Origin of the sequence: Mycobacterium sp. 663a-19, assembly GCF_035616495.1 — a bacterium.
Classification (GTDB): Bacteria; Actinomycetota; Actinomycetes; order Mycobacteriales; family Mycobacteriaceae; genus Mycobacterium.
This window is the reverse complement of record NZ_JAPJAV010000006.1, coordinates 238,916-265,230: the sequence shown is the minus strand read 5'-3', so window position 1 is coordinate 265,230 and position 26,315 is coordinate 238,916. Positions and strand designations below refer to the sequence as shown.

22 protein-coding genes are annotated in these 26,315 nt (G+C 69.7%); 20 read left to right on the top strand and 2 right to left on the bottom strand.

Translation table 11 applies throughout. The annotated features are described in order from the left end of the window. The first annotated feature begins 88 nt into the window (after positions 1-88). Genes OQ968_RS13355 through manA form a run of 3 tightly spaced genes read left to right on the top strand, consistent with a single transcriptional unit; the run spans position 89 to position 3,851 of the window. Positions 89-1,495, top strand: a complete 1,407-nt coding sequence (locus OQ968_RS13355; protein ID WP_324678486.1) for a phosphomannomutase/phosphoglucomutase — start codon at positions 89-91, stop codon at positions 1,493-1,495. Continuing rightward, complete coding sequence (locus OQ968_RS13350) at positions 1,492-2,616, top strand: TobH protein (RefSeq protein WP_324678484.1); 1,125 nt, start codon at positions 1,492-1,494, stop codon at positions 2,614-2,616. Before OQ968_RS13355 ends, OQ968_RS13350 begins: the two co-directional genes overlap by 4 nt. 8 nt (positions 2,617-2,624) lie before the next feature. Continuing rightward, the gene (gene manA / locus OQ968_RS13345) at positions 2,625-3,851 is read left to right on the top strand and encodes a mannose-6-phosphate isomerase, class I (RefSeq protein WP_324678482.1); all 1,227 of its coding nucleotides are present in this window, start codon (positions 2,625-2,627) and stop codon (positions 3,849-3,851) included. Here the strand turns inward: manA and OQ968_RS13340 are convergent. Next, a complete protein-coding gene (locus OQ968_RS13340) occupies positions 3,829-5,211 on the bottom strand; it encodes an oxidoreductase (protein ID WP_324678647.1) in 1,383 nt (460 codons plus the stop codon). The two genes, manA and OQ968_RS13340, sit on opposite strands and share 23 nt — an antisense overlap. A gap of 91 nt (positions 5,212-5,302) precedes the next feature. Here OQ968_RS13340 and OQ968_RS13335 point away from each other — a divergent pair, with 91 nt between their 5' ends. The 14 genes from OQ968_RS13335 to OQ968_RS13270 all read left to right on the top strand — a co-directional run bounded on the left by OQ968_RS13335 (position 5,303) and on the right by OQ968_RS13270 (position 21,837). Beyond that, positions 5,303-6,808: an amino acid permease gene (locus tag OQ968_RS13335; RefSeq protein ID WP_324678480.1), complete on the top strand. Its 1,506-nt coding sequence runs from the start codon at positions 5,303-5,305 to the stop codon at positions 6,806-6,808. 101 nt (positions 6,809-6,909) lie between these two features. Further along, positions 6,910-8,136 (top strand): alkane 1-monooxygenase, encoded by a 1,227-nt coding sequence (locus tag OQ968_RS13330; RefSeq protein WP_324678478.1) that lies wholly within the window; start codon positions 6,910-6,912, stop codon positions 8,134-8,136. Next, the gene (locus tag OQ968_RS13325) at positions 8,133-8,315 is read left to right on the top strand and encodes a rubredoxin (protein ID WP_324678476.1); all 183 of its coding nucleotides are present in this window, start codon (positions 8,133-8,135) and stop codon (positions 8,313-8,315) included. The genes OQ968_RS13330 and OQ968_RS13325 overlap by 4 nt, the downstream gene beginning before the upstream one ends. Continuing rightward, a complete protein-coding gene (locus OQ968_RS13320) occupies positions 8,312-8,494 on the top strand; it encodes a rubredoxin (RefSeq protein WP_009978741.1) in 183 nt (60 codons plus the stop codon). The genes OQ968_RS13325 and OQ968_RS13320 overlap by 4 nt, the downstream gene beginning before the upstream one ends. Before the next feature lie 26 nt (positions 8,495-8,520). Next, entirely contained in the window at positions 8,521-9,117 is a 597-nt protein-coding gene (locus tag OQ968_RS13315) for a TetR family transcriptional regulator (RefSeq protein ID WP_324678645.1), read from the top strand. Between the two features lie 86 nt (positions 9,118-9,203). Beyond that, positions 9,204-10,676: an adenosylhomocysteinase gene (gene ahcY / locus OQ968_RS13310; RefSeq protein ID WP_324678473.1), complete on the top strand. Its 1,473-nt coding sequence runs from the start codon at positions 9,204-9,206 to the stop codon at positions 10,674-10,676. A 90-nt stretch (positions 10,677-10,766) separates the two neighbouring features. Next, positions 10,767-11,399 carry a dTMP kinase gene (locus OQ968_RS13305; RefSeq protein ID WP_324678472.1) on the top strand — a complete coding sequence of 211 codons (633 nt, stop codon included), beginning with the start codon at positions 10,767-10,769 and terminating at the stop codon, positions 11,397-11,399. Positions 11,400-11,479: 80 nt separating this feature from the next. Then, positions 11,480-12,166, top strand: coding sequence for a two-component system response regulator MtrA (gene mtrA, locus OQ968_RS13300; protein WP_003899985.1), 687 nt, complete (start codon positions 11,480-11,482; stop codon positions 12,164-12,166). Between the two features lie 25 nt (positions 12,167-12,191). Beyond that, positions 12,192-13,859, top strand: a complete 1,668-nt coding sequence (gene mtrB / locus OQ968_RS13295) for an MtrAB system histidine kinase MtrB (protein WP_324678470.1) — start codon at positions 12,192-12,194, stop codon at positions 13,857-13,859. After that, entirely contained in the window at positions 13,859-15,625 is a 1,767-nt protein-coding gene (gene lpqB, locus OQ968_RS13290) for an MtrAB system accessory lipoprotein LpqB (protein WP_324678467.1), read from the top strand. The genes mtrB and lpqB overlap by 1 nt, the downstream gene beginning before the upstream one ends. Before the next feature lie 54 nt (positions 15,626-15,679). Then, positions 15,680-16,312, top strand: a complete 633-nt coding sequence (locus tag OQ968_RS13285; RefSeq protein WP_324678465.1) for a ComF family protein — start codon at positions 15,680-15,682, stop codon at positions 16,310-16,312. A 331-nt stretch (positions 16,313-16,643) separates the two neighbouring features. After that, positions 16,644-17,342 carry a ribosome hibernation-promoting factor, HPF/YfiA family gene (gene hpf / locus OQ968_RS13280; RefSeq protein ID WP_420715906.1) on the top strand — a complete coding sequence of 233 codons (699 nt, stop codon included), beginning with the start codon at positions 16,644-16,646 and terminating at the stop codon, positions 17,340-17,342. An 85-nt stretch (positions 17,343-17,427) separates the two neighbouring features. Further along, positions 17,428-20,241 (top strand): preprotein translocase subunit SecA, encoded by a 2,814-nt coding sequence (secA, locus tag OQ968_RS13275; RefSeq protein WP_324678461.1) that lies wholly within the window; start codon positions 17,428-17,430, stop codon positions 20,239-20,241. Positions 20,242-20,286: 45 nt separating this feature from the next. Beyond that, on the top strand, positions 20,287-21,837 hold the full coding sequence (locus tag OQ968_RS13270) for an HD domain-containing phosphohydrolase (RefSeq protein ID WP_324678459.1): 1,551 nt from the start codon (positions 20,287-20,289) through the stop codon (positions 21,835-21,837). Between the two features lie 9 nt (positions 21,838-21,846). Here the strand turns inward: OQ968_RS13270 and OQ968_RS13265 are convergent, their stop codons facing one another. Beyond that, positions 21,847-23,577: an ATP-binding cassette domain-containing protein gene (locus OQ968_RS13265; protein WP_420715905.1), complete on the bottom strand. Its 1,731-nt coding sequence runs from the start codon at positions 23,575-23,577 to the stop codon at positions 21,847-21,849. A gap of 230 nt (positions 23,578-23,807) precedes the next feature. Here OQ968_RS13265 and mddA point away from each other — a divergent pair, with 230 nt between their 5' ends. The 3 genes from mddA (at position 23,808) to OQ968_RS13250 (ending at position 26,312) form a co-directional block, all read left to right on the top strand. Then, a complete protein-coding gene (gene mddA / locus OQ968_RS13260) occupies positions 23,808-24,599 on the top strand; it encodes a methanethiol S-methyltransferase (RefSeq protein WP_324678455.1) in 792 nt (263 codons plus the stop codon). A gap of 68 nt (positions 24,600-24,667) precedes the next feature. Beyond that, complete coding sequence (locus OQ968_RS13255; RefSeq protein ID WP_324678453.1) at positions 24,668-25,150, top strand: cation:proton antiporter regulatory subunit; 483 nt, start codon at positions 24,668-24,670, stop codon at positions 25,148-25,150. Positions 25,151-25,154: 4 nt separating this feature from the next. Further along, positions 25,155-26,312, top strand: a complete 1,158-nt coding sequence (locus tag OQ968_RS13250; RefSeq protein ID WP_324678451.1) for a cation:proton antiporter — start codon at positions 25,155-25,157, stop codon at positions 26,310-26,312. Positions 26,313-26,315 lie beyond the last annotated feature (3 nt).

Sequence of the window (26,315 nt, the reverse complement as noted above, 5' to 3'; positions counted from 1 at the left end):
TTTGGGCCCATAACTCTGTGGGGCCGATAGGCTGACCCCAAGAGTCCACGAAGACCCGTCCAAGCAAGTAGTCGTCAGGAGCCTCCGCATGTCTCGGCCCGCCGCGGCTGTCCACCGTGTCATCAAGGCTTACGACGTACGCGGGCTGGTGGGCGAGGAGCTCGACGACGCGTTGGTCGCCGACGTCGGCGCCGCGTTCGCCAGGCTGATGCGCGCCGAGGGCGCGCGGCGGGTCGTCGTCGGCCGCGACATGCGGGACAGCTCGCCGCCGCTGGCCGCGGCGTTCACGACGGGGGTCACCGGCCAGGGCCTCGATGTGGTGCGCATCGGTTTGTCGTCCACCGATCAGCTCTACTTCGCTTCGGGGCTGCTGGATTGCCCGGGCGCGATGTTCACCGCCAGCCACAACCCGGCGGCCTACAACGGCATCAAGCTGTGCCGGGCCGGGGCCAAGCCGGTCGGCGCGGACACCGGGCTGGGGGAGATCGCCGACGACGTGATCGCCGGAGTCCCAGGCTATGACGGGCCGGTGGGCGGCGTCACCGATCGCGATGTGCTCGCCGACTACGGCGAGTTCCTGCGCTCGCTGGTGGACACCTCGGGGCTGCGCCCGCTGCGGGTGGCCGTGGATGCCGGCAACGGCATGGCCGGGCACACCGCGCCGGCCGTGCTCGGCGCGATCGACTCGATCACGTTGCTGCCGTTGTACTTCGAGCTCGACGGTTCGTTTCCCAACCACGAGGCCAATCCGCTCGACCCGGCGAACCTGGTGGACCTGCAGAAGTACGTGCGCGACACCGGCGCCGACATCGGGCTGGCGTTCGACGGCGACGCCGACCGCTGCTTCGTGGTCGACGAACGCGGGATGCCGGTCTCGCCGTCGACGGTGACGGGCCTGGTGGCCGCCCGCGAGCTCGGCCGCGAGATCGGCGCCACCGTGATCCACAACGTGATCACGTCGCGCGCGGTGCCCGAATTGGTCATCGAGCGCGGCGGCACACCGCTGCGGTCGCGGGTCGGGCACTCCTACATCAAGGGGCTGATGGCCGAGACGGGCGCGATCTTCGGCGGCGAGCACTCAGCGCACTACTACTTCCGCGACTTCTTCGGCGCCGACTCCGGGATGCTGGCCGCGCTGTACGTGCTGGCGGCGCTCGGCGAGCAGCACCGGCCGCTGTCGGAGCTGACCGCCGACTACCAGCGCTACGAGTCCTCCGGCGAGATCAACTTCGCCCTGAAAGGCTCCGTCGACGCGGCCTCGGCCACCGACGCGGTGCTCAAGTCGTTCGGCAGCCGGATCCACTCCATCGACCACCTGGACGGGGTGACCGTGGACCTGGGCGACGGCAGCTGGTTCAACCTGCGCAGCTCCAACACCGAGCCGCTGCTGCGGCTCAACGTGGAGGGCCGCAGCACCGAGGACGTCGACGCGGTGGTCCAGCAGATCAGCGCCGAGATCGCCGCGATCACCCTGGGTCAGGGCGCCGCGCCGTGAACGCCACCCGGGCGATCGACCTCGAGGACACCGACGGCCTGCTCGCCGCCGACCGGCAGGGCCTGCTGCGGGCCGCGTCGTCGGCCGGTGCGCAGGTGCGCGCCGTCGCGGCCGCGGCCGACGAGGGCGCGCTGGACTCGCTGCGCACCGGCGACCGGCCGCGCAGCATCATCTGGGTGCCCGGCCGCGGCACCGCCGAGACCGCCGGCACGCTGCTGGCCGCGACGCTGGCCGGCGCGGCGTCGGCGCCGATCGCGCTGGCCGGCGACGCGCCGCCCTGGGTCGGCCCGCTCGACGTGCTGATCGTCGCTGGCGACGACCCCGGCGACCCGGCGCTGGTCGGCGCCGCCGCGACGGGGGTGCGCCGCGGCGCGCGGGTCGTGGTGGTGGCCCCGTACGAGGGTCCGCTGCGCGACTCCACGGCCGGGCGGGTCGCGGTGCTGGAGCCGCGGATGGCGGTTCGCGACGAGTTCGGCCTGTCCCGGTACCTGGCCGCCGGCCTGGCCGCGCTGCACACCGTGGACCCGCGGCCCGGCGTGAATTCGGGACAGGACCTGGCGCTGCTCGCCGACGAGCTGGACGCCGAGGCGCTGCGCAACAGCGCGGGCCGCGAGCTGTTCACCAACCCCGCCAAGACGATGGCCGCGCGCATCTGGCGACGCCAGGTGGCGCTGGCCGGCGACTGCGCCGCGACGCTGGCGCTGGCCCGGCACGGCAGTTCGGTCCTGGTGCGCATCGCCCGCCAGGTGGTCGCCGCCGCCGGGCTGGGGGACGTGGTCGCGGCGCTGCGGGCGACGCCGGAGTCCGGGGTGGGCCCGTCCTCGGTGGACGCGCTTTTCCACGACGAACAGATCGACGGGCCGCTGCCCGACCGGATGCGGGTGCTGGCGCTGACGCTGGCCGACGAGCGCACGGTGGTGGCCGCGCGGGTCGCCGGGCTCGACGACGTCTACCTGGTCGCGGCCGAGGACGTGCCGGACCTGCCGGACGCGTCGGGCGGCCCGGCGGGGCCCGGCGGTCCGCCCGCGCCGACCGGGGCCGGGCGCGCCGAGCAGCAACTGGCAGTATTGGCCGTTCGGCTGGAGATGGCCGCGGTTTACTTGCGACTGGTGCGGGGATAGATAAAGAAGTGGAACTGCTACGCGGGGCGTTACGAACGTACGCTTGGGGATCGCGCACCGCCATCGCCGAATTCACCCGGCGCCCGGTGCCGGCCGCTCACCCGGAGGCCGAACTCTGGTTCGGTGCGCACCCCGGCGACCCGGCCTGGCTGGAAACGGAGCGGGGCGAGATCTCGCTGATGGAGGCGCTGGTCGCCGACCCCGAGGGACAGCTCGGTGCCGGGTCGCGCGCCCGCTTCGGCGACGTGCTGCCGTTCCTGGTGAAGGTGCTGGCCGCCGACGAGCCGCTGTCGCTGCAGGCCCACCCTAGCGCCGAGCAGGCCGTCGAGGGCTACCTGCGCGAGGAACGGCTGGGGATTCCGGTGTCCTCGCCGGTCCGCAACTATCGCGACACCTCGCACAAGCCCGAGTTGTTGGTGGCGCTGCAGTCGTTCGAGGCGCTGGCCGGGTTTCGTCACGTGTCCCGCACCGTCGAGCTGCTGCGGGCGTTGGCGGTCTCCGACCTCGACCCGTTCATCGATTTGCTCAACGACCAGTCCGACGCCGACGGGCTGCGCGCGCTGTTCACCACCTGGATCACCGCGCCCCAGCCCGACATCGACGTGCTGGTGCCCGCCGTGCTCGAGGGCGCCATCCAGTACATCAGCTCCGGCGCAACGGAATTCGCGGCCGAGGCCAAGACGGTGCTGGAGCTCGGCGAGCGCTACCCCGGCGACGCCGGCGTGCTGGCGTCGCTGTTGCTCAACCGCATCGACCTGGCCCCGGGCGAGGCGATCTTCGTCCCCGCCGGCAACCTGCACACCTATCTGCGCGGTTTCGGGGTGGAGGTAATGGCCAACTCCGACAACGTGTTACGCGGCGGGCTGACCCCCAAACACGTCGACGTCCCCGAACTGCTGCGGGTGCTGGACTTCGCGCCCACCGCCGAGGAGCGGCTGCGGCCGCGGATCCGCCGCGAGGGCCTCGGGCTGATCTACGAGACCCCGACCGACGAGTTCGCCGTCGCGCTGCTGGTGCTCGACGGCGACAACCTGGGTCACGAGGTCGACGCGTCGTGCAGCCACGAGGGACCGCAGATCCTGCTGTGCAGCGAGGGCTGCACGACCGTGCACGGCAAGTCCGGGTCGCTCACGCTGGAACGCGGGATGGCCGCCTGGGTGGCGGCCGACGACGGCCCCATCCGGCTGGTGGCCCGAGAGCCGGCCAAGCTGTTCAGGGCGACTGTGGGGCTGTGACGGCTCGCCGCCTGTCGTGCGCGGCCTGCCGGCGCTCGCGCAGCCACAGCCGCAGGTTGTGCGCGATGGTGCGGCCGACGATCCGCGGCGGCGGGACCATGTAGAGGCTGTCGAGCAGCGAGAAGCGGCGCAAAAACCATTCGGCGAGAACGGGTTCGGTTTCGGCGGCCCCGAGGAACTGGTCGAACAGCGCGCCCGACGGGCGCCACCACCACGGGGCCGGTCCCTTGGTGGTGGCGTGGTGGAAGGTGATGTCGCCGACGGCGTTCATCATCCACACCGGGTAGGTGCTCTTGGCGGTGGCCCGGTTGAGGTTGGCGGCCAGTTCGCCCTCCGGGGCTTGCAGGGCCCGCCGCAGATGACTGGCCTGCAGCGACGTCATCGTCATGCCCTGCCCGAACGTCGGGTTGAAGCTGGCGACGGCATCGCCGAACGGGACGATGCCGGCCGGAAAGCGATCCAGCTTGTCGTAGCGGCGCCACCGGCTGGCCGGAAAGGCGTGATACGCCGGCTCGCCGACGGGCTCGGCGCGCGCCAGCGCGCCGGTGAAACGGCCCGGCAGCAGCGTGCCGGCGAGCGCGAGCATCTCGGGGAACGTCCGCGGCGGCTTGGCGTCGGCCACCCCGAACGTGGTGAGCACCCAGGTCCGGTCCTCGTAGCACAGCATGCCCAGCCCCAGCGACTCGTCGTGCGAGGCGCCGGCGACCACCACCTTCTCCCGGATCAGCCCGTCGGGGATGCGGAACAGCTGGCTGGCGTAGTTGATGCCGATGTCCACGACCTCTTCGGGCGGGCGCGCAAATCCCCACTGCGTCAACCACACCGGCAGCCGGGTGCCCCGACCGGCCGCGTCGACGACGAGGTCGGCGGGCACGAACTCCGGCTCCTCGTCGGGCCCGACGGGATCCAGCAGCACGCCGGTCACCCGCTGCCGGGCAACGTCGAACCGCGGCTCGGCCACCGAGCGCCGGACGATCTCGACGTTGCCGATGCCGTCGACCCGCTTGCGCAGCTGCCACTCCAGGTGCGGCCGGCTGGGCACGTAGGCGGTGAACTCGTCGCGCAGGGTGTGGCCCGTCCCGAGGACATGGCCCGCCGCGCCGAGGTAGATGCAGTCCGGCCGGTTCTCCAGCATCGGCACGCCCGCGGCCACCATGTCGGCCAGCAGCCCCGGGAACAGGCCCTCGAACTCGATGGCGCCGCGGGCCATCAGCATGTGCAGGTGGCGGTCCTGGGGCACCGTCGCGCGGTTGGCCGGTGTGCTCGGCAACGCGTCTCGCTCGTACAGCGTCACCCGGTCGTAGCAATCCGAGAGCACCCGCGCGGCGCACAGGCCGCCGATGCTCGCCCCGATGACCACCGCGTGATTCCTCGAGCTTTTTGCGCCGTCGGGCATCTTCGCAGACTACCCAGTACTGTGCGGTCCAACGGCTTCGGGAAAGGGCGGGCTGATGGCCAATCGATGGCGGATAAAGTCGGTCGAGCAATCGATCGCCGACACCGACGAGCCGGGCACCCGGCTGCGCCGGGAGCTCACCTGGCGCGACCTGGCGGTGTTCGGGGTCGCGGTGGTGATCGGCGCCGGAATCTTCACGGTCACCGCGTCCACGACCGGCGACGTCACGGGTCCCGCGGTGTGGATCTCGTTCGTGATCGCGGCGGCCACCTGCGCGCTGGCGGCGCTGTGCTACGCCGAGTTCGCGTCCACGCTGCCCGTGGCCGGCAGCGCCTACACCTTCTCCTATGCCACCTTCGGCGAGTTCCTCGCCTGGATCATCGGCTGGAACCTGCTGCTGGAATTGGCCGTCGGCGCCGCCGTCGTGTCCAAGGGGTGGTCGAGCTACCTGGGCACGGTGTTCGGATTCGCCGGTGGCACAGTGAGTTTCGGATCGGTCAACCTCGACTGGGGCGCGCTGCTGATCGTCGGGGGAGTGTCGACGCTGATCGCGCTGGGCACCAAATTGTCGTCGCGGTTTTCCGCGGTGATCACCACCATCAAGGTGTCGGTGGTGATCCTGGTCGTGGTGGTCGGGGCGTTTTACATCAAGGCGGCCAACTACTCGCCGTTCATTCCCAAGGCCGAAGCCGGGGCCGACCAACGGGGCATCGACCAGTCGGTGCTGGCGTTGCTGAGCGGGGCGCACAGCAGCCACTACGGCTGGTACGGCGTGCTGGCGGGGGCGTCGATCGTGTTCTTCGCGTTCATCGGTTTCGACATCGTGGCCACCATGGCCGAGGAGACCAAGAACCCCCAGCGCGACGTCCCGAGGGGCATCCTGGCCTCGCTGGCGATCGTGACCGTGCTCTACGTCGCGGTGTCGATCGTGCTGTCCGGCATGGTGTCCTACACCCAGCTCAAGACCTTGCCCGGCCACAAGTCGGCGAACCTTTCGACGGCGTTCACGGCGAACGGGGTCCATTGGGCCAGCGGGATCATCGCCGTCGGGGCCTTGGCGGGGCTGACCACCGTGGTGATGGTGTTGATGCTCGGGCAGTGCCGGGTGTTGTTCGCGATGGCGCGCGACGGCTTGCTGCCGCGCCCGCTGGCCAAGACCGGTTCGCGCGGCACGCCGGTGCGGATCACCGCGCTGGTGGCCGTGGTGGTAGCGGCGACGGCGGCGGTGTTCCCGATCAACAAGCTCGAGGAGATGGTCAACGTCGGGACGCTGTTCGCGTTCGTCCTGGTGTCGGCCGGCGTCATCGTGCTGCGCCGGACGCGGCCGGACCTGCCGCGCGGGTTCCGCGCCCCGTGGGTGCCGGTGCTTCCGATCGCCTCGATCTGCGCCTGCGTCTGGCTGATGATCAACCTCACCGCGCTGACCTGGGTCCGGTTCGCCGTGTGGCTGGTGGTCGGGACGGCGATCTACGCCGGCTACGGGCGCCGGCATTCGGTGCAGGGCCGCCGCCAGGCCGAGCCGGCGGGCGCGAAGGCCGACCCCGAGGCGGCCGTGACGTAGTCACATCGCTTTACAAAACATGGTCCTGTGTCTAGACACAAGACGCAGAGTCGCGTATTGTCAAACCTCAACGTGGCATGACTAACAAGGAGGTTTGGCATATGACCACACAACTCAGCCCGCAGCCCGCGACCCAGTGGCGGGACAAGAAGCGCCATCTGTGGCTGATGGGCCTGATCGCGCCGACGGCGCTGTTCGTGATGCTGCCGCTCGTCTGGGGGCTCAACCGGCTCGGCTGGCACGCCGCCGCGCAGGCCCCGCTGTGGATCGGGCCCATCCTGCTCTACGTCCTTTTGCCCGTCCTCGACCTGCGCTTCGGGCCCGACGGTCAGAACCCGCCCGACGAGGTGATGGAGCGGCTGGAGAACGACAAGTACTACCGCTACTGCACCTACGTCTACATCCCGTTCCAGTACGCGAGCGTGGTGCTGGGCGCCTACCTGTTCACCGCGTCGAACCTGGGCTGGCTCGGCTTCGAGGGCGGGCTGGGCTGGGCCGGCAAGATCGGCGTGGCGCTGTCGGTCGGCGTGCTCGGCGGCGTCGGCATCAACACCGCGCACGAGATGGGACACAAGCGGGACGCGCTGGAGCGGTGGCTGTCCAAGATCACCCTGGCGCAGACCGGCTACGGCCACTTCTACATCGAGCACAACCGCGGCCACCACGTGCGCGTCTCCACCCCGGAGGACCCGGCGTCGGCCCGCTTCGGCGAGACCTTCTGGGAGTTCTTGCCGCGCAGCGTGTTCGGCGCCCTGCGCTCGGCCGTCGCGCTCGAGGCGCAGCGGATCCGCCGGCAGGGCAAGAGCCCGTGGAACCCCAAGACGTATCTGTCCAACGACGTGCTGAACGCGTGGGCGATGTCGGCGGTGCTGTTCGGCGCGCTGATCGCGGTCTTCGGTGTGGGCGTGATCCCGTTCGTCGTGATCCAGGCGGTCTTCGGCTTCAGCCTCCTGGAGGCGGTCAACTACCTCGAGCACTACGGCCTGCTGCGGCAGAAGAACGCCAACGGCCGCTACGAGCGTTGCGCGCCGGTGCACAGCTGGAACTCCGACCACATCGTCACCAACCTGTTCCTGTACCACCTGCAGCGGCACAGCGATCACCACGCCAATCCGACCCGGCGCTACCAGACGCTGCGCAGCATGGCGGGCTCGCCGAACCTGCCCAGCGGGTACGCGTCGATGATCTCGCTGACCTACTTCCCGCCCCTGTGGCGCAAGGTGATGGACCACCGGGTGCTCGCGCACTACGACGGCGACATCACCCGGGTCAACCTGCAGCCGCGGCTGCGCGAGAAGCTGCTGGCCAAGTACGGAGCGGCGGCATGATCGCCTACCGCTGCCCCGGCTGTGGCTACGTCTACGACGAGGCGAAAGGCGCTCCGCGGGAAGGCTTTCCGCCGGGCACGCCCTTCGACGACATCCCCGACGACTGGTGCTGCCCCGACTGTGCGGTGCGCGAGAAGGTCGATTTCGAAACCATCGAAACCATAGGAGGAAAGCAGTGAGCGACTACAAACTGTTCGTCTGCGTGCAGTGCGGCTTCGAGTACGACGAGGCCAAGGGCTGGCCGGAGGACGGCATCGCCCCGGGCACCCGCTGGGACGACATCCCCGAGGACTGGAGCTGCCCGGACTGCGGCGCCGCGAAGTCGGACTTCGAGATGGTGGAGGTCGCCAGGCCGTGAGGGCTATTGTCGCGCCTGTGAAGCGGATGCCGTACGCCGAGGCGTCCCGCGTCCTGCTGCGCGACTCGGTGCTCGACGCGATGCGCGAGTTGCTTCAGACCCGGGACTGGTCGGCCATCACGCTGTCCGACGTGGCCGGCGCCGCGGGCATCAGCCGGCAGACCATCTACAACGAGTTCGGCTCGCGGCAGGGCCTGGCGCAGGGATACGCCCTGCGCCTGGCCGACCGCCTCGTCGACACCATCCACGACGCCCTCGACGCCAACGTCGGCGACATCTATCAGTCGTTCCTGCAGGCGTTCCGGCGGTTCTTCGCCGAGGCGGCGGCCGACCCGTTGGTGACCTCGCTGCGCACGGGCGTGGCCAAGCCCGACCTGTTGCAGCTGATCACCACCGACAGCGCGCCCATCATCACCCGCGCGTCGGGCCGGCTGGCGTCGGCGCTGACCCAAACCTGGGTGGCCACCAGCGAAGTGGATGCCGGTGTGCTGGCGCGGGCCATCGTGCGACTGGCGTTGAGCTACGTGTCGATGCCGCCCGAGGCCGACCACGACGTGGCGGCGGACCTGGCCCGGCTGATGACGCCGTTCGCGGAGCGGCACGGGGTCATCAACGTTCCCTGAGCGCTCGGCGACTACAGTGGCGCAAGAACATACCTAAGCTAAGTACCGCTTGACTTCGCCGAGTCCCGAGAAGGATGAACAACGCTATGACGACGACCGAAAACGCCTTGACTCCCGACGTCCGCAACGGCATCGAGTTCAAGGTCGCCGACCTGTCGTTGGCGGACTACGGCCGGCGCGACATCGAGCTCTCCGAGCAGGAGATGCCCGGTTTGATGTCGCTGCGCCGCGAGTACGCCGAGGTGCAGCCGCTCAAGGGCGCGCGGATCTCGGGCTCGCTGCACATGACGGTGCAGACCGCGGTGCTCATCGAGACCCTCGTCGCGCTGGGCGCGCAGGTCCGGTGGGCGTCGTGCAACATCTTCTCCACCCAGGACCATGCCGCCGCCGCGGTGGTCGTCGGCTCGTACGGCACGCCCGAGGAGCCCAAGGGCGTGCCGGTGTTCGCCTGGAAGGGCGAGACGCTCGAGGAGTACTGGTGGGCCGCCGAGCAGATGCTGACCTGGCCCGACGAGCCGGCCAACATGATCCTCGACGACGGCGGCGACGCCACCATGCTGGTGCTGCGCGGCGCCCAGTACGAGAAGGCCGGCGTGGTGCCGCCCGCCGAGGACGACGACCCCACCGAATGGAAGGTCTTCCTGGAGCTGCTGCGCCGCCGCTTCGAGACCGACAAGAACAAGTGGACCAAGATCTCCGAGTCGGTCAAGGGCGTCACCGAGGAGACCACGACCGGGGTGCTGCGGCTCTACCAGTTCGCGGCGGCCGGGGACCTGGCCTTCCCGGCGATCAACGTCAACGACTCGGTCACCAAGTCCAAGTTCGACAACAAGTACGGCTGCCGGCACTCGCTGATCGACGGCATCAACCGCGGCACCGACGTGCTGATCGGCGGCAAGAAGGTGCTGGTCTGCGGCTACGGCGACGTCGGCAAGGGCTGCGCCGAGTCGGTGAAGGGCCAGGGGGCGCGCGTCGTCGTCACCGAGATCGACCCGATCAACGCGCTGCAGGCCCTGATGGAGGGCTACGACGTCACCACGGTCGAGGACGCGATCGGCGAGGCGGACATCGTCATCACCGCCACCGGCAACAAGGACATCATCACGCTGGCGCACATGAAGGCGATGAAGGACCACGCCGTCCTGGGCAACATCGGGCACTTCGACAACGAGATCCAGGTCGCCCAGCTGGAGCGCTCCGGCGCCACGAAGGTCAACATCCGGCCGCAGGTCGACGTGTGGACGTTCCCCGACACCGGCAAGTCGATCATCCTGCTGTCCGAGGGCCGGCTGCTGAACCTGGGCAACGCCACCGGCCACCCGTCGTTCGTGATGAGCAACAGCTTCTCCAACCAGGTCATCGCGCAGATCGAGCTGTGGACCAAAAACGACGAGTACGACAACGAGGTGTACCGGCTGCCCAAGCACCTGGACGAGAAGGTGGCCCGCATCCACGTCGAGGCTCTCGGCGGCAAGCTGACCAAGCTGACCAAGGACCAAGCCGACTACATCGGCGTCGACGTCGAGGGCCCGTACAAGGCCGACCACTACCGCTACTGATTGCCCGCGAGCAGACGTAAAAGCCCCTCGACACGCCGTCTTTCGGGTGCTTTTGCGTCTGTTCGCGCCACGTGGTCTTAGGCTCGCGCCGTGCTGATCGCGATCGAGGGCGTCGACGGCGCGGGCAAGCGGACCCTGTCCGACCGTCTGCGCGCCGCCTTCGAGGCCGCCGGGAAGTCCGTGGCCACGCTGGCGTTCCCGCGGTACGGGCACTCGATCACCGCCGACCTCGCGGCCGAGGCGCTGCACGGCGAGCACGGCGACCTCGCGTCGTCGGCCTACGCGATGGCCACGCTGTTCGCGCTCGACCGCGCCGCGGCGATCGGGGAGATCGAGCGGCTGGGCGCCGAGCACGACGTGGTGATCCTGGATCGCTACGTCGCCTCCAACGCCGCCTACAGCGCCGCCCGCCTGCACCAAAGCGCGACGGGGGAGGCGGCGGCCTGGGTGCACCGGCTCGAATACGACCGGCTGCGGTTGCCCCGGCCGGACTGGCAGGTGCTGCTGAACGTCACCGCCGAACTCGCCGCGCAGCGGGCCCGCCACCGGGCCGACTCGGAGCCGGGCCGGCCGCGCGACAGCTACGAGCGCGACGACGACCTTCAGCAACGCACCGGCGCGGTATACGAAGGCCTGGCCGCCGCGGACTGGGGTGGGCGCTGGCTCGTCGTCGATTCCGACGTCACCCCCGAGGCGCTGGCGGCCAGTTTGATGGCCAGATAGCACAAATTTGTCACGATTTGCCGTTATCGAAGAAGAAACGCCCGTGTGGCGCCCGAGTTTTGTCCCGATCTGGTGACACCATGGACACCATGAGGCAAAGGATCCTGGTCGTCGATGACGACGCTTCGCTGGCAGAGATGCTGACCATCGTGCTGCGTGGGGAGGGCTTCGACACCGCGGTCATCGGTGACGGCACTCAGGCCCTCACCGCGGTGCGCGAGTTGCGCCCCGACCTGGTGCTGTTGGACCTGATGTTGCCCGGCATGAACGGCATCGACGTGTGCCGGGTGCTGCGCGCCGACTCGGGGGTCCCGATCGTCATGCTGACGGCCAAGACCGACACCGTCGACGTGGTGCTGGGCCTGGAGTCGGGCGCCGACGACTACATCATGAAGCCGTTCAAGCCCAAGGAGCTGGTCGCCCGGGTGCGCGCGCGGCTGCGCCGCAACGACGACGAACCCGCCGAGATGCTGTCCATCGCCGACGTCGAGATCGACGTGCCGGCGCACAAGGTCACTCGCAACGGCGAGCAGATCTCCCTCACGCCGCTGGAGTTCGACCTGCTGGTCGCGCTGGCACGCAAACCGCGCCAGGTGTTTACTCGTGATGTGCTGCTCGAACAGGTGTGGGGATACCGGCACCCGGCGGACACCCGCCTGGTAAACGTGCATGTCCAGCGTCTGCGGGCCAAGGTCGAAAAGGACCCTGAGAACCCGACCGTGGTGTTGACCGTTCGAGGAGTGGGTTACAAGGCCGGACCTCCGTGATCCGCGGCGTTGGGGCGGGCCGCCATTGATCTGGGGCTCGCGGCGACGCACTCGGAGCCGCTGGGGGCGCTCGGGCCCCATGACTCGCGGCATGGGCGCGGTGAGCCGAGCCGTGGCCGTTGCCTGGCGCAGATCGCTGCAGCTGCGAGTCGTGGCGCTGACCCTTGGACTGTCGTTGGCCGTGATCCTGGCGCTCGGCTTCGTGCTGACCAGTCAGGTCACCAACCGGGTGCTCGACGTCAAGGTCAAGGCCGCCATCGAGCAGATCGACCGGGCGCGCACCACCGTCGGCGGGATCGTCAACGGTGAGGAGACGCGCTCGCTGGACAGCAGCCTGCAGCTGGCCCGCAACACGCTGACGTCGAAAACCGACTCGGCCTCGGGGGCCGGCCTGGCCGGCGCGTTCGACGCCGTGCTGCTGGTGCCCGGCGACGGGCCGCGCGCCGCGAGCGCGGCCGGGCCCGTCGACCAGGTGCCCGGCTCGCTGCGCGGCTTCGTCAAGGCGGGGCAGGCGGCCTACCAATACGCGACCGTGCACACCGTCGGCTTCTCCGGCCCGGCCCTGGTCATCGGCACGCCCGCGTCGGCCCAGGTGGCCAACCTGGAGCTGTACCTGATCTTTCCGCTGAAGAACGAGCAGGCCACCATCATGCTGGTGCGCGGCACGATGATCACCGGCGGGGCGGTGCTGCTGGTGCTGCTCGCCGGGATCGCGCTGCTGGTCTCCCGTCAGGTGGTGGTGCCGGTGCGGTCGGCGTCGCGGATCGCCGAACGATTCGCCGAGGGCCACCTGTCCGAGCGGATGCCGGTGCGCGGCGAGGACGACATGGCCCGGCTGGCGGTGTCGTTCAACGACATGGCCGAGAGCCTGTCCCGTCAGATCACCCAGCTCGAGGAGTTCGGCAACCTGCAGCGGCGCTTCACCTCCGACGTCAGCCACGAACTTCGCACCCCGCTGACCACCGTGCGGATGGCCGCCGACCTGATCTACGACCACAGCGCCGACCTCGACCCCACGCTGGCGCGGTCCACCGAGTTGATGGTCAACGAGCTGGACCGCTTCGAGACGCTGCTCAACGACCTGCTCGAGATCTCCCGGCACGACGCGGGTGTGGCCGAGTTGTCCGTCGACGCGGTCGATTTGCGCACCACGGTGCGCAGCGCCCTGGGCAACGTCGGGCACCTCGCCGAGGAGGCCGGCGTCGAGCTGCTGCTCGACCTGCCCGACCAAGAGGTGATCGCCGAGGTCGACGCGCGCCGGGTGGAGCGGATCCTGCGCAACCTGATCGCCAACGCCATCGACCACGCCGAGCACAAGCCGGTGCACATCCGGATGGGTGCCGACGAGGACACCGTCGCCGTCACCGTCCGCGACCACGGGGTGGGGCTGCGTCCCGGCGAGGAGAAGCTGGTGTTCAGCCGGTTCTGGCGCTCCGACCCGTCGCGGGTGCGCCGGTCCGGCGGCACCGGGCTGGGCCTGGCGATCAGCATCGAGGACGCGCGGCTGCACCAGGGCCGGCTCGAGGCGTGGGGCGAGCCCGGTCAGGGCGCGTGCTTCCGGCTGACGCTGCCCCTGGTTCGCGGCCACAAGGTCACCACCAGCCCGCTGCCGATGAAGCCCATCCCGCAACCGGCCGAGTCGGGGCGCCCAGACCGTCAGCGCCAGCGCGAGCATGCCGAGAGGAGCGGGTGATGCGCCGGCTCCCAACGAGATTGGCGCTGCTGGTTGTTGCGGCGCTGCTCGCCGGGTGCGCGGGCGTACCCAGCTCGTCGGCCCCGCAGGCCATCGGCACCGTCGAGCGACCCGCGCCGTCGAACCTGCCCAAGCCGACCCCGGGCATGGACCCCGACGTGCTGCTGCGCGAATTCCTCAAGGCCACAGCCGATCCCGCCAACCGGCATCTGGCCGCGCGGCAGTTCCTCACCCAGTCGGCGTCCAACTCCTGGGACGACGCGGGCAGCGCGCTGCTGATCGACCATGTGGTGTTCGTGGAAACCCGTGGCGCCGAACGGGTTTCGGCGACCATGCGGGCGGACATCCTGGGCTCACTGTCCGACATGGGGGTGTTCGAAACCGCGGAGGGCACGCTGCCGGATCCGGGTCAGATCGAGTTGGTCAAGACATCGGGCGGCTGGCGGATCGACCGCCTGCCCAACGGAGTCTTCCTGGACTGGCAGCAATTTCAGTCCACCTACAAACGCAACACGCTGTACTTCGCCGACCCGACGGGCAAGACCGTGGTGCCCGATCCGCGCTATGTCGCGGTGTCCGATCACGATCAGCTGGCCACCGAGCTCGTCTCCAAGCTGCTGGCGGGTCCGCGCCCGGAGATGGCCCACACGGTGCGCAACCTGCTCGCCCCGCCGCTGCGGCTGCGCGGCCCGGTGACCCGGGCCGACGGCGGCAAGAACGGCATCGGCCGCGGGTACGGAGGCGCGCGGATCGATCTGGAGAAACTGTCCACGACCGACCCGCACAGCAGGCAATTGCTTGCGGCACAGATCATTTGGACGCTGGCCAGGGCGGACATCCGGGGCCCGTATGTGATCAACGCCGACGGCGCGCCGCTGGACGACAGGTTCGCCGAGGGCTGGACCACCTCCGACGTCGCGGCCACCGACCCGGGCGTGGCCGACGGTGCGGGCGCGGGCCTGCACGCGCTGGTGAACGGGTCGTTGGTGGGGCTGGACGGGCAGCACACGACGACGGTGCCCGGCGCGTTCGGGCGGATGGGGGACCAGTCCAGCGCCGCGCTGTCGCGCAGCGGGCGCGAGGTGGCGTCCGTGGTGACCCTGCGGCGCGGCGCCCCGGACGTGGCGGAGTCGCTGTGGATCGGTGACCTCGGCGGCGAGGCGGTGCAGTCCGCCGACGGGCACAGCCTGTCGCGGCCCAGCTGGTCGCTGGACGACGCGGTCTGGGTGGTGGTCGACACCAACAACGTGCTGCGGGCGATCCAGGAGCCGGCGTCGGGCCAGCCCGCGCGCATCCCGGTGGATTCGGCGGCGGTGGCCAGCCGCTTCCCCGGGCCGATCACCGACCTGCAGCTGTCCCGCGACGGCACCCGCGCCGCGATGGTGATCGCCGGCCAGGTGATCCTCGCCAGCGTCGAGCAGACCCAGGCCGGCCAATACGCCCTGACCTACCCGCGGCGGCTGGGTTTCGGGCTGGGCAACTCGGTGGTGTCGTTGTCCTGGCGAACCGGCGACGACATCGTGGTGACCCGCACCGACGCCTCCCACCCGGTGTCGTATGTGAACATCGACGGGGTCAACTCCGACGCGCCCGCCAGGGGTTTGCAGATTCCGCTGACGGCGATCGCGGCCAACCCGTCGACGGTGTACGTCGCGGCTCCCCAAGGGGTGCTGCAATATTCGGCGTCCTCGGCCGAAACCCAGCAGAGCTGGTCGGAGGTGTCCGGGCTGATGGTGGGCGGGGCCGCGCCGGTGCTGCCGGGCTGACCGCCGCAGCCGGTTTTCGACGAGCATGTCACCGCTGTCCGCCACACTGGCGGCGTGCTCGACCTCATCCTGCCGGCCGAATGCGGCGGCTGCGGGGCGCCGTCGACCCGCTGGTGTGCGGCCTGCGCCGCGGAGCTGGCGGTGGCGGCCGACCAGCCGCACGTGGTCAACCCCCGCATCGACCCGCGGGTGCCGGTGTTCGCGCTCGGGCGCTACGTGGGCGCCCGGCGCCGGGCGATCCTGGCGCTCAAGGAGCACGGCCGCGGCGACCTCCTCGCGCCGCTGGCGTGCGCGCTAGCCGTCGGGGTGCACCGGCTGCTGACCTGGGGGCTGCTCGAGACGCCGCTGACGGTCGTGCCAGCGCCGACCCGGCGTTCGGCGGCGCGCCGGCGCGGCGGCGACCCCGTCGCTCGGTTGGCAACCGCCGCGGTCGCCGCGCACCCCGACGTCGTCGTCGCGCCGGCATTGCGGATGAAGGCGCTGGCCCGCGACTCGGTGGGCCTGCGCCCCGCCGCCCGCGAGCGCAACATCGCGGGCCGGGTGCTGCTGCGCGGCCGGGCGCCGGGCACCGAGGTCGTGATCGTCGACGACATCGTCACCACCGGGGCGACGGCGCGCGAGTCGGTCCGGGTGCTGCGGTCGGCCGGGGTGCGGGTGGCCGCGGTGCTCGCGATCGCGGCCGCCTGAGTGAAGAACCCCTGAGTGAACAACCTGTGTGAAGAACTCGCAACAGGTCAGCGAAATTGGTGGCATCCCACGGCGAACACGAGCTAACGTCGAGATCAACGTTCAGGAACTCACGAGGACCTACTGGTCTGACTCACTGGTCGCGATGTTCAGGTTGATACGCCACATGCGGAGGGGGTGAGTATCCGACACCTTGCACCGGCGGGCTGCCTGCGGCGGCGATCGCTTCAACCCGCTCCCACCCCGTCGGTGCGTCTTCAAAGGAAGCCGGCACGCAGGGCGCGTGCGACGTGAAAAGAGAAACGAGTTGTCACGTATGTCAAGGCTCACCGTGGATTCCGGTCAGATTCTGGACCAACCTCCGGTTGAAACCGACGCGCAGGAACCGACGACGACCGCCGAGGTCGTGTTCAAGGGCCGCAACGTCGAGATTCCCGATCACTTCCGCGTCTACGTCTCGCAGAAACTCGCCCGCTTGGAGCGGTTCGACAAGACCATCTACCTGTTCGACGTCGAACTCAAGCACGAACGCAACCGTCGCCAACGCAAGTCCTGTCAGCGCGTGGAGATCACCGCCCGCGGCCGCGGGCCGGTGGTCCGCGGCGAGGCGTGTGCCGACAGCTTCTACGCCGCGCTGGAGGGCGCGGTGGACAGGCTGGAAAGCCGGCTGCGCCGCGGCAAGGACCGCCGCAAGGTGCACTACGGCGAGAAGACCCCGGTCTCCCTCGCCGAGGCCACCGCCGTCGGCCCGCCGCCCAAGGCCTCCAACAACAAGGCATCCAACAACAGCGAGCCGGAGGAGCCGCACCGCCACGACGGCGCGGATCTCGAGGACCGCGCCGACCACGAGCCGGGGCGCATAGTCCGCACCAAGGAGCACCGCGCCACGCCGATGTCGGTCGACGACGCGCTCTACGAAATGGAGCTCGTCGGGCACGACTTCTTCTTGTTCTACGACAAGGAGAGCGAGCGGCCGTCCGTCGTCTACCGGCGGCACGGCTACGACTACGGGCTGATTCGGCTGGCTTGAGCTCGCCTTGCTAAGGGGCGACCACCGCGTCGTCCCCTACGATGGGAGTCGCTCTTAACAAGACTCCGATCGTAGGGACATAGCTGTGCTGTCGAAATTGCTGCGCCTCGGTGAAGGTCGCATGGTCAAGCGCCTCAAGAGGGTGGCCGACTATGTCAGCACCCTGTCTGACGACGTCGAAAAGCTCACCGACGCCGAGCTGCGGGCCAAGACCGACGAGTTCAAGAAGCGCCTGGCGGACGGGGAAAGCCTGGACGATCTGCTGCCCGAGGCGTTCGCCGTGGCCCGCGAGGCCGCCTGGCGGGTGCTCGACCAGCGTCCCTTCGACGTGCAGGTAATGGGCGCCGCCGCGCTGCACCTGGGCAACGTCGCCGAGATGAAGACCGGTGAGGGCAAGACCCTGACCTGCGTGCTGCCGGCCTACCTCAACGCGCTGGCCGGCAAGGGCGTGCACATCGTCACGGTCAACGACTACCTGGCCAAACGCGACAGCGAGTGGATGGGCCGGGTGCACCGCTTCCTGGGCCTGCAGGTCGGGGTGATCCTCGCGCAGATGACGCCCGACGAGCGCCGGGTGGCCTACAACGCCGACATCACCTACGGCACCAACAACGAGTTCGGGTTCGACTACCTGCGCGACAACATGGCGCACTCGCTGGACGACCTGGTGCAGCGCGGGCACAGCTACGCCATCGTCGACGAGGTCGACTCCATCCTGATCGACGAGGCGCGCACCCCGCTGATCATCTCCGGGCCCGCCGACGGCGCGTCGAACTGGTACACCGAGTTCGCCCGGTTGGCGCCGCTGATGCAAAAGGACGTCCACTACGAGGTCGACCTGCGCAAGCGCACGGTCGGCGTGCACGAGAAGGGCGTCGAGTTCGTCGAGGACCAGCTCGGCATCGACAACTTGTACGAGGCCGCCAACTCGCCGCTGGTCAGCTACCTCAACAACGCGCTGAAGGCCAAGGAGCTGTTCAACCGCGACAAGGACTACATCGTGCGCGACGGCGAGGTGCTCATCGTCGACGAGTTCACCGGCCGCGTGCTGTACGGCCGCCGCTACAACGAGGGCATGCACCAGGCCATCGAGGCCAAGGAGCACGTGGAGATCAAAGCCGAGAACCAGACACTGGCCACCATCACGCTGCAGAACTACTTCCGGCTCTACGACAAGCTCGCCGGCATGACGGGCACCGCCCAGACCGAGGCGGCCGAGCTGCACGAGATCTACAAGCTCGGCGTGGTCTCCATCCCGACCAACAAGCCGATGATCCGCACCGACCAATCCGACCTCATCTACAAGACCGAGGAGGCTAAATACATCGCGGTGGTCGACGACGTCGCCGAGCGCTACGAGAAGGGCCAGCCCGTCCTGATCGGCACCACCAGCGTCGAGCGCTCGGAGTACCTGTCGCGGCAGTTCCAGAAGAAGCGCATCCCGCACAACGTGCTCAACGCCAAGTATCACGAGCAGGAGGCGGGCATCATCGCCGTGGCCGGCCGGCGCGGCGGCATCACCGTGGCCACCAACATGGCCGGCCGCGGCACCGACATCGTGCTGGGCGGCAACGTCGACTTCCTCACCGACCAGCGGCTGCGCGCCCGGGGTCTGGACCCGGTGGAGACGCCCGACGAGTACGAGGCGGCCTGGCACGAGGAACTGCCCAAGGTGAAGGAGGAGGCCGGCGCCGAGGCCGAAGAGGTGATCGAGGCGGGCGGCCTGTACGTGCTGGGCACCGAGCGCCACGAGTCGCGCCGCATCGACAACCAGCTGCGCGGCCGCTCCGGCCGGCAGGGCGACCCGGGCGAGTCGCGGTTCTACCTGTCGCTGGGCGACGAGCTGATGCGCCGGTTCAACGGTGCCGCCCTGGAGTCCTTGTTGACCAGGCTGAACCTGCCCGACGACGTGCCGATCGAGGCCAAGATGGTCACCCGCGCGATCAAGAGCGCGCAGACCCAGGTCGAGCAGCAGAACTTCGAGGTCAGAAAGAACGTCCTCAAGTACGACGAGGTGATGAACCAGCAGCGCAAGGTCATCTACGCCGAGCGCCGCCGCATCCTGGAGGGCGAGAACCTCAAGGATCAGGCGCTGGACATGGTCCGCGACGTGATCACCGCCTACGTCAACGGCGCGACGGCCGAGGGGTACGCCGAGGATTGGGACCTGGACGCGCTCTGGACGGCACTCAAGACGCTCTACCCGGTCGGCATCAGCCACGAGGCGCTGACGCACCACGACGAGGACTCCGAGCGCGACGACCTCACCCGCGAGGAGCTGCTCGAGGCGCTGCTCAAGGACGCCGAACGGGCTTATGCCGCAAGGGAAGCCGAGCTCGAGGAGATCGCCGGCGAGGGCGCCATGCGTCAGCTGGAGCGCAACGTGCTGCTCAACGTCATCGACCGCAAGTGGCGCGAGCACCTCTACGAGATGGACTACCTCAAGGAGGGCATCGGGCTGCGCGCGATGGCGCAGCGCGACCCGCTGGTGGAGTACCAGCGCGAGGGCTACGACATGTTCATGGCCATGCTCGACGGCATGAAGGAGGAGTCGGTCGGCTTCTTGTTCAACGTCACCGTCGAGGCGGCGCCCGCCCCGCAGGTCGGCCCGGTGGAGGCGCCCGAAGGGCTCGCCGAGTTGGCAAGTGAGCCCGCGCCCGCCGCGGTGCGTGAACAGGCTCCAACCGCCCTGCGCGCCAAGGGGATTGACGACGAGGCGCCGGCGCTGACCTATTCCGGCCCGTCGGAGGACGGCTCGGCGCAGGTGCAGCGCAACGGCGGCGGCGCGGCCAAGACGCCGGCTGGCGTGCCCGCCGGTGCCAGCCGGCGCGAGCGGCGCGAAGCCGCGCGGCGGCAGGGCCGGGGCGCCAAGCCGCCGAAATCGGTGAAGAGGCGCTAGCCCGACGCCGCCGGGCCCGACCAGGTCCAGAAAGGGGCGAGTCCCATGCCCTTCGGCGGTGCCGTGTCGCGGACCGAGGTTCTGGCGGCGTTGTCGTTGGCGGTCGACCTCGGGCTCGGCCAGCCGATGGACCACATGCTGCGGTCGGCGACGATGGGCACCAGGCTGGCCCGGCGGCTCGGGCTCGGCGAGCGTGAGTGCGGGACGGTTTTCTACACGGGCCTGGTGATGTGGATCGGGTGTCACGCCGACTCCCACGAGTACGCGCGGTGGTTCGGCGACGATATCGCCATGCGACATGACAGCCACTTCATCGACTGGTCCGGCCCGGCATACCGGCGATTTCTCCTCGGCAATCTGGGCCGCGGGTCGACGCTGCCGCAACGAGCCAAGCTGGCCGCCAAATTGTTCCTGGACGCACGTGGGAATCTCGGCGCGCTGGTGCAGTCCCATTGCCTGTCGGCCGCATTGCTCGCCGAGGAGATCGGCCTGGGCGCGGACGTATGCGAAGCGCTGCCGTACGCGTACGAACGGTGGGACGGCAGCGGTCTGCCCGCCGGGGCCGCCGGGTCCCGGATACCCGCGGCGATGCGGGTGGCGCAGCTTGCCGACATCGCCGAGGTACACCACCGCGCCTACGGCGCGAGCGCCGCGATCGCAGAGGTTCGGCGCCGCAGCGGCAAACAGTTCGACCCGGACATCGTCGCGGTGTTCACGGCGGTCGCCGACGAGTTGCTGCGCGACGACGAAGACGTGTGGTCGACCGCCGCCACCCTGGCGCCGGACCCGGGCGAGACGCTGAGCGGCGCCGCGCTGGACCGGCTGCTGCTCGCGATGGGCGACTTCGTGGACTTGAAATGCCCGTTCACGCTTGGCCATTCGCGCGCCGTGGCCGAGTTGGCGGAGAACGCCGGGAAATGTGCCGGGCTGCCGGCCGACGAGCTCGACGTTCTGCGTCGCGCGGGCTACGTCCACGATCTCGGCCGGATCGGGGTGTCCAACCGGGTGTGGGAGAAGCCGGGTGAACTGACCGACGCCGAACGCGAGCGGGTGCAGATGCATCCGTATCTGACCGGCAGGATCTTGGCCCGGGTCGGGGGACTGAAGGCCGTCCGAGAGGCCGCGGTCAACCATCACGAACGACTGGACGGCTCGGGCTATCCCAACGGCCTGCGCGGCGACGACCTGTCCGTTCGCGATCGGATACTTGCCGCCGCCGAAAGCTATTGCGCCTCAACGGAGCCGCGACCGTATCGTGATGCACTGGATGACGCCGCCGCGGCCGGCCGGCTACGAAGCGAAGCCGCCCGCGGCCGCCTGGACGGCGACGCGGTCGAGGCCGTGCTGGAGGCCGGGGGCCACCGGCCGTCGCGCAGGGCGCCCCGGCCGGCGGGATTGACCCGGCGCGAGGCCGAGGTATTGCTGCATGTCGCGCAGGGGCGATCCAACCGGGAGATCGCCTCGGCCCTTTGGATTTCCGAGAAGACCGTCCGCAATCACGTGGAGCACATCTACGCCAAGATCGGGGTCTCGAACCGGATCGGGGCCAGCCTGTACGCGACGCGGCACGGCCTGACCGGAAGCGTGCTCGACTAGGGCACGCGGTCAGCGCGACGATGCGCCGGGCCGGGATCGCCGGTCCAGGACCCACGCGGTTGCCAGCGTGAGGGCGACGGCGAACGAGGCGAGCGCGATGAGGCTGGCGGTGGTCCCGCCCTCAAAGGTATTGCGGTAGGCCGACATCGCCGGCAGCGCGGTGGTGTAGCGGTCAAGCTCCAGGTCGCGACCCAACGCATCGAAGGCGTGGCGATTGGACAACACGAGGCTCATCAGGCGCCCGGGAGTGGCCATCTGGTCGACGGGCACGATCGCGCCACCGAACAGAACCTGCGGGAAGCACAGCATCGGCAGGGCAAGGGCTGCCTGCGCGGCGTTGGACACCGCGGCCGAGGCGAGAAGTCCCAGGGCCAGCGCCGAGGTGGCCTCGACCACGATCGTCGCGAACAGCAAGCCGTACACGTCCCATCCGACGGCGGGCAGCCGGCCGAGCACCCGCAGCACGACCAGCAACACCGCGCTCACTCCCGCGAGAACCGGAAGCAGCGCAGTCACTTTCGACGCCACGTAGGCGCCCACGCTGAGCCCGGCCAGGCGTTCGCGCCGGAAGACGGCCATCTCCCCGACGATCTGGAGCAGGCCGTAGGTCAGGCCGAAGAAGAAGCCGTCGAACGCGATCCAGAACACGATCTGCGCCGGACCGACGCCGGCCGCGCTGCCCGGATCGAACGCGCCGCGCTTGAACAGCGTCGCCATCATCGCCGTCACGAGCACCGGCGAGCCGAGCAGGATCGCAAGAGTCAGCCGGTTGCGGGCGAGAACGTCGACGTTGCGCCGGGTGAGTAGCCACCATTGCCGGACCGCGCCGGTGCGCTTGATGTCGGAGCGGGCGGACGGGACCTGCTGCCGGGGTGACCCGGGCCGGGTGTTCGACCTCAGGCGGCTTTCGGCGAATCGCTCCGCCCAGATCTGTGGGGTGTCCTCCCCGGCCAGGCGCTCGTACACCTCGGCGAGGTCGTGGACGCCGAAGTAGTGCCGCGCCACCGCCGGGCTGCCGGCGAAGGCCAAGTGTCCGTCGCGAGCCAGGAAGACCACCCGGTCACACCGGTCGATCCCGGCCGGCTCATGCGTCGTGAGAACGACGGTGACCCCGCGCCGGGTGAGCCGGCGCAGCAGGCGCATCACCTCGGCCGCCGTCGAGGGATCGAGCCCCGACGTGGGTTCGTCGAGGAAGAAAAGCCGCGGCCGGGTCAACAGCTCGACGGCGATGCTGGCCCGCTTGCGTTGACCGCCGGACAGCGCGCGCACCGGTACGTCGGCCCGATCGGCCAGGTCGAGGTCCCGCAGGGTCTGCTCCACGATCCGCTCCGCCTCGGCCGCGGATGTGCCCGCGGGCAGCCGTAGCTGCGCCGCGTAGCGCAGCGTGCGGCGCAGCGGCATCTCGAGGTGGATGATGTCGTCCTGCGGCACGTAGCCGACCCGGGAGCCGGCGCTGACGTGGGCACCGCGCGCGACGCCGTCGTGCCGAAGCTCCCCGGCGGACGGCGGTTGCAGTCCCGCGAGGATCTCCAGCAGGGTGGTCTTCCCCGCGCCGCTGCCGCCGGCGATGGCGACCAATTCACCGGGTTGCACCGAGAGCGACAGTTTGTGCAGGATCTGCCGTCCACCGGCGCGCCGGCTGATGTCGATCGCGTCGACGCGCCCGCCGTGCGGCGCCTTGGCTGCCTCGCTTGATCGCGGAGTGCCGGGCCGCTCGATGGTCGCTGTGCTGCATGTCATTTCGGTCATGATCCGGCTCCGTTGCTTTCTCGAGGTGGCTTTGTCATGGTCGATCATCGGTCCGGCACTGGCGCGACGGCATGGGGCGTTTGCCTCAAATCCGCAAAGCCACGACGGCCGCGCCGCCAATCGCAGTAGTCAAAATTGACTAGCGGCTTGCCGCCCGCAGATCCCGAAGATGAGGCAAATGACCTATATGCGGACGTGTCCGTGAGGTGCACAATCAGCTAATGAAGCGCTACTTGATCATCGGTTACGGCGCCGGTGCTTACCTGCTATTTCTCGCCGCGTTCTTGTATCTTGTCGGTTTCCTCGGCAACCTCTGGGTGCCGCGATCCGTCGACCACGGGCTGCCCGGGTCGTTCGGCCAGGCGGTGCTGATCAACGTCCTGCTCCTCGCCGCGTTCGGCGTCCAGCACAGCGTCATGGCGCGGCCGGCGTTCAAGGCACGCTGGACGCGGCTGGTGCCGCCGGCCATCGAGCGCAGCACCTACGTGGTGCTGTCCAGCGCGGTGCTGGTGCTGCTCTACTGGCAATGGCGGACGATGCCCGCCGTCATCTGGGACGTGTGGCAGCCGGCCGGGCGCACGGCGGTGTGGGCGTTGTTCTGGCTCGGCTGGGCGATCGCGCTGGCCTCGACCTTCATGGTCAGCCACTTCGACCTGTTCGGCCTTCGCCAGGTGTACCTGGCCTGGCGCGGAAAACCCTACAGCCACATAGGTTTTCACTCTCGAATGCTGTACAAGGTGGTGCGCCACCCGCTGATGCTGGGCTTCTTCATCGCCTTCTGGGCGGCACCGACCATGACGGCCGGGCACCTGCTCTTCTCGATCGTGATGACGGGTTACATCCTGATCGCGGTGCAGCTGGAAGAACGCGACCTGGTCGAGGTGCTGGGCGACGAATACCGTGACTACCGCAGTCAAGTGCCGATGCTGCTGCCCCTGAAGCGCCCGGCACACGCACCCCACCCAGGCGGCGCCGCAGGGCTGACCGCCGGGGAGGTCACCGGCCGGCGCTAACACCGGCCGGATATGAGGTTGGCCGGTGTCGCTTCTCTTCGGCAGGCGTTTCGTCAAGGATTGACTCCATGGACGTCAAGGAGGTCTTGCTGCCGGGCGTCGGTCTCCGCTACGAATTCGTCAGCCACAAGGGTGACCGGATCGGCATCATCGCCCGCCGCGGCGGCGACTTCGACATCGTCATGTACGGCCCCGACGACCCGGACCAGGCCCGCCCGGTCTTCCGCCTGACCGACGAAGAGGCCGACACCGTCGCGCAGATCCTGGGCGCGCCCCGGATCGCCGAGCGGTTCACCGAGCTGACCCGCGAAGTGCCCGGACTCGAGGCGGGCCAAGTCCACATCCGGGCGGGCGGCCCGTACGTGGACCGGCCCCTGGGGGACACCCGGGCGCGCACCCGGACCGGGGCGTCGATCGTCGCGATCGTGCGCGACGAAGACGTGCTCGCCTCGCCGGGCCCGGCCGAGACGCTACGCGCGGGCGACGTGCTGATAGTGATCGGCACCGAGGAAGGCATAGCCGGGGTCGAACAGATCGTCGACAAGGGCTGAGCCGGTGCAGATTTCGGAGGCGCTGCTTTTTCAGCTCGGCGCCCTCCTGGCCGCGCTCGCGCTGCTGGGCACCGTCGCACGCCGAATCGCGTTGTCCCCCATTCCGCTTTATCTGCTGGCGGGTCTTTCCCTGGGCAAGGGCGGCATCTGGCCGGTGGCCGCCGCGGGTGAGTTCATCGCGACGGGCGCGCCCATCGGCATCGTCCTGCTGCTGCTGACCCTGGGTCTGGAGTTCTCGGCAACCGAATTCGCCAGCAGCCTGCGTCACCATCTGCCGTCGGCCGGCGTCGACGTGGTGTTCAACGCCGCGCCCGGCGCGGTGGCCGGCTGGCTGCTGGGCCTGGACGGCGTTGCCATCCTGGCGTTGGCCGGCGTCACCTACATCTCCTCGTCGGGCGTCATCGCCCGCGTGCTGGAGGACCTGGGCCGGCTCGGTAACCGCGAGACGCCGGCCGTGCTGTCGGTGCTGGTGCTCGAGGATTTCGCGATGGCCGCCTACCTGCCGCCGTTCGCGGTCTTGGCGTCCGGGGGCACCTGGGTGGAGGCCGTCGCCGGCATGGTCCTCGCGGTCGGCGCGCTGATCGCGGCGTTCGCCGCGTCGTATCACTGGGGGCATCATTTCGGCCGCCTGGTGGCGCACCCCGATTCCGAGCAACTGCTGCTGCGGGTGCTGGGGGTCACGCTGATCGTCGCCGCCCTGGCCGAGTCCCTGCACGCGTCGGCCGCCGTCGGCGCGTTCCTGGTGGGGCTCACCCTGGCCGGTGAAACCGCGGACCGGGCGCGCCGGGTGCTGGGCCCGCTGCGCGATCTGTTCGCCGCGATCTTCTTCCTGGCGATCGGCCTGTCGGTCGACCCGCACGAGTTGCTTCCGATGCTTCCGGTCGCCGTCGCGCTGGCCGCCGTCACGGCGGCGACCAAAGTGGCCACCGGGGTGTTCGCCGCCCGGCGCGACGGCGTGGCGCGCCGCGGGCAGCTGCGGGCGGGCACGGCGCTCGTCGCCCGCGGCGAGTTCTCCCTGGTCATCATCGGATTGGTCGGCACCTCGGTGCACGGCATGGCCGCGCTGGCGACGTCCTATGTCTTCGTCATGGCGATCGTGGGGCCGCTGCTGGCCCGCCTCGCCGGCGGCCCGTCGCCGGCGGGCGCCGCGCCGGCTGCCTAACCG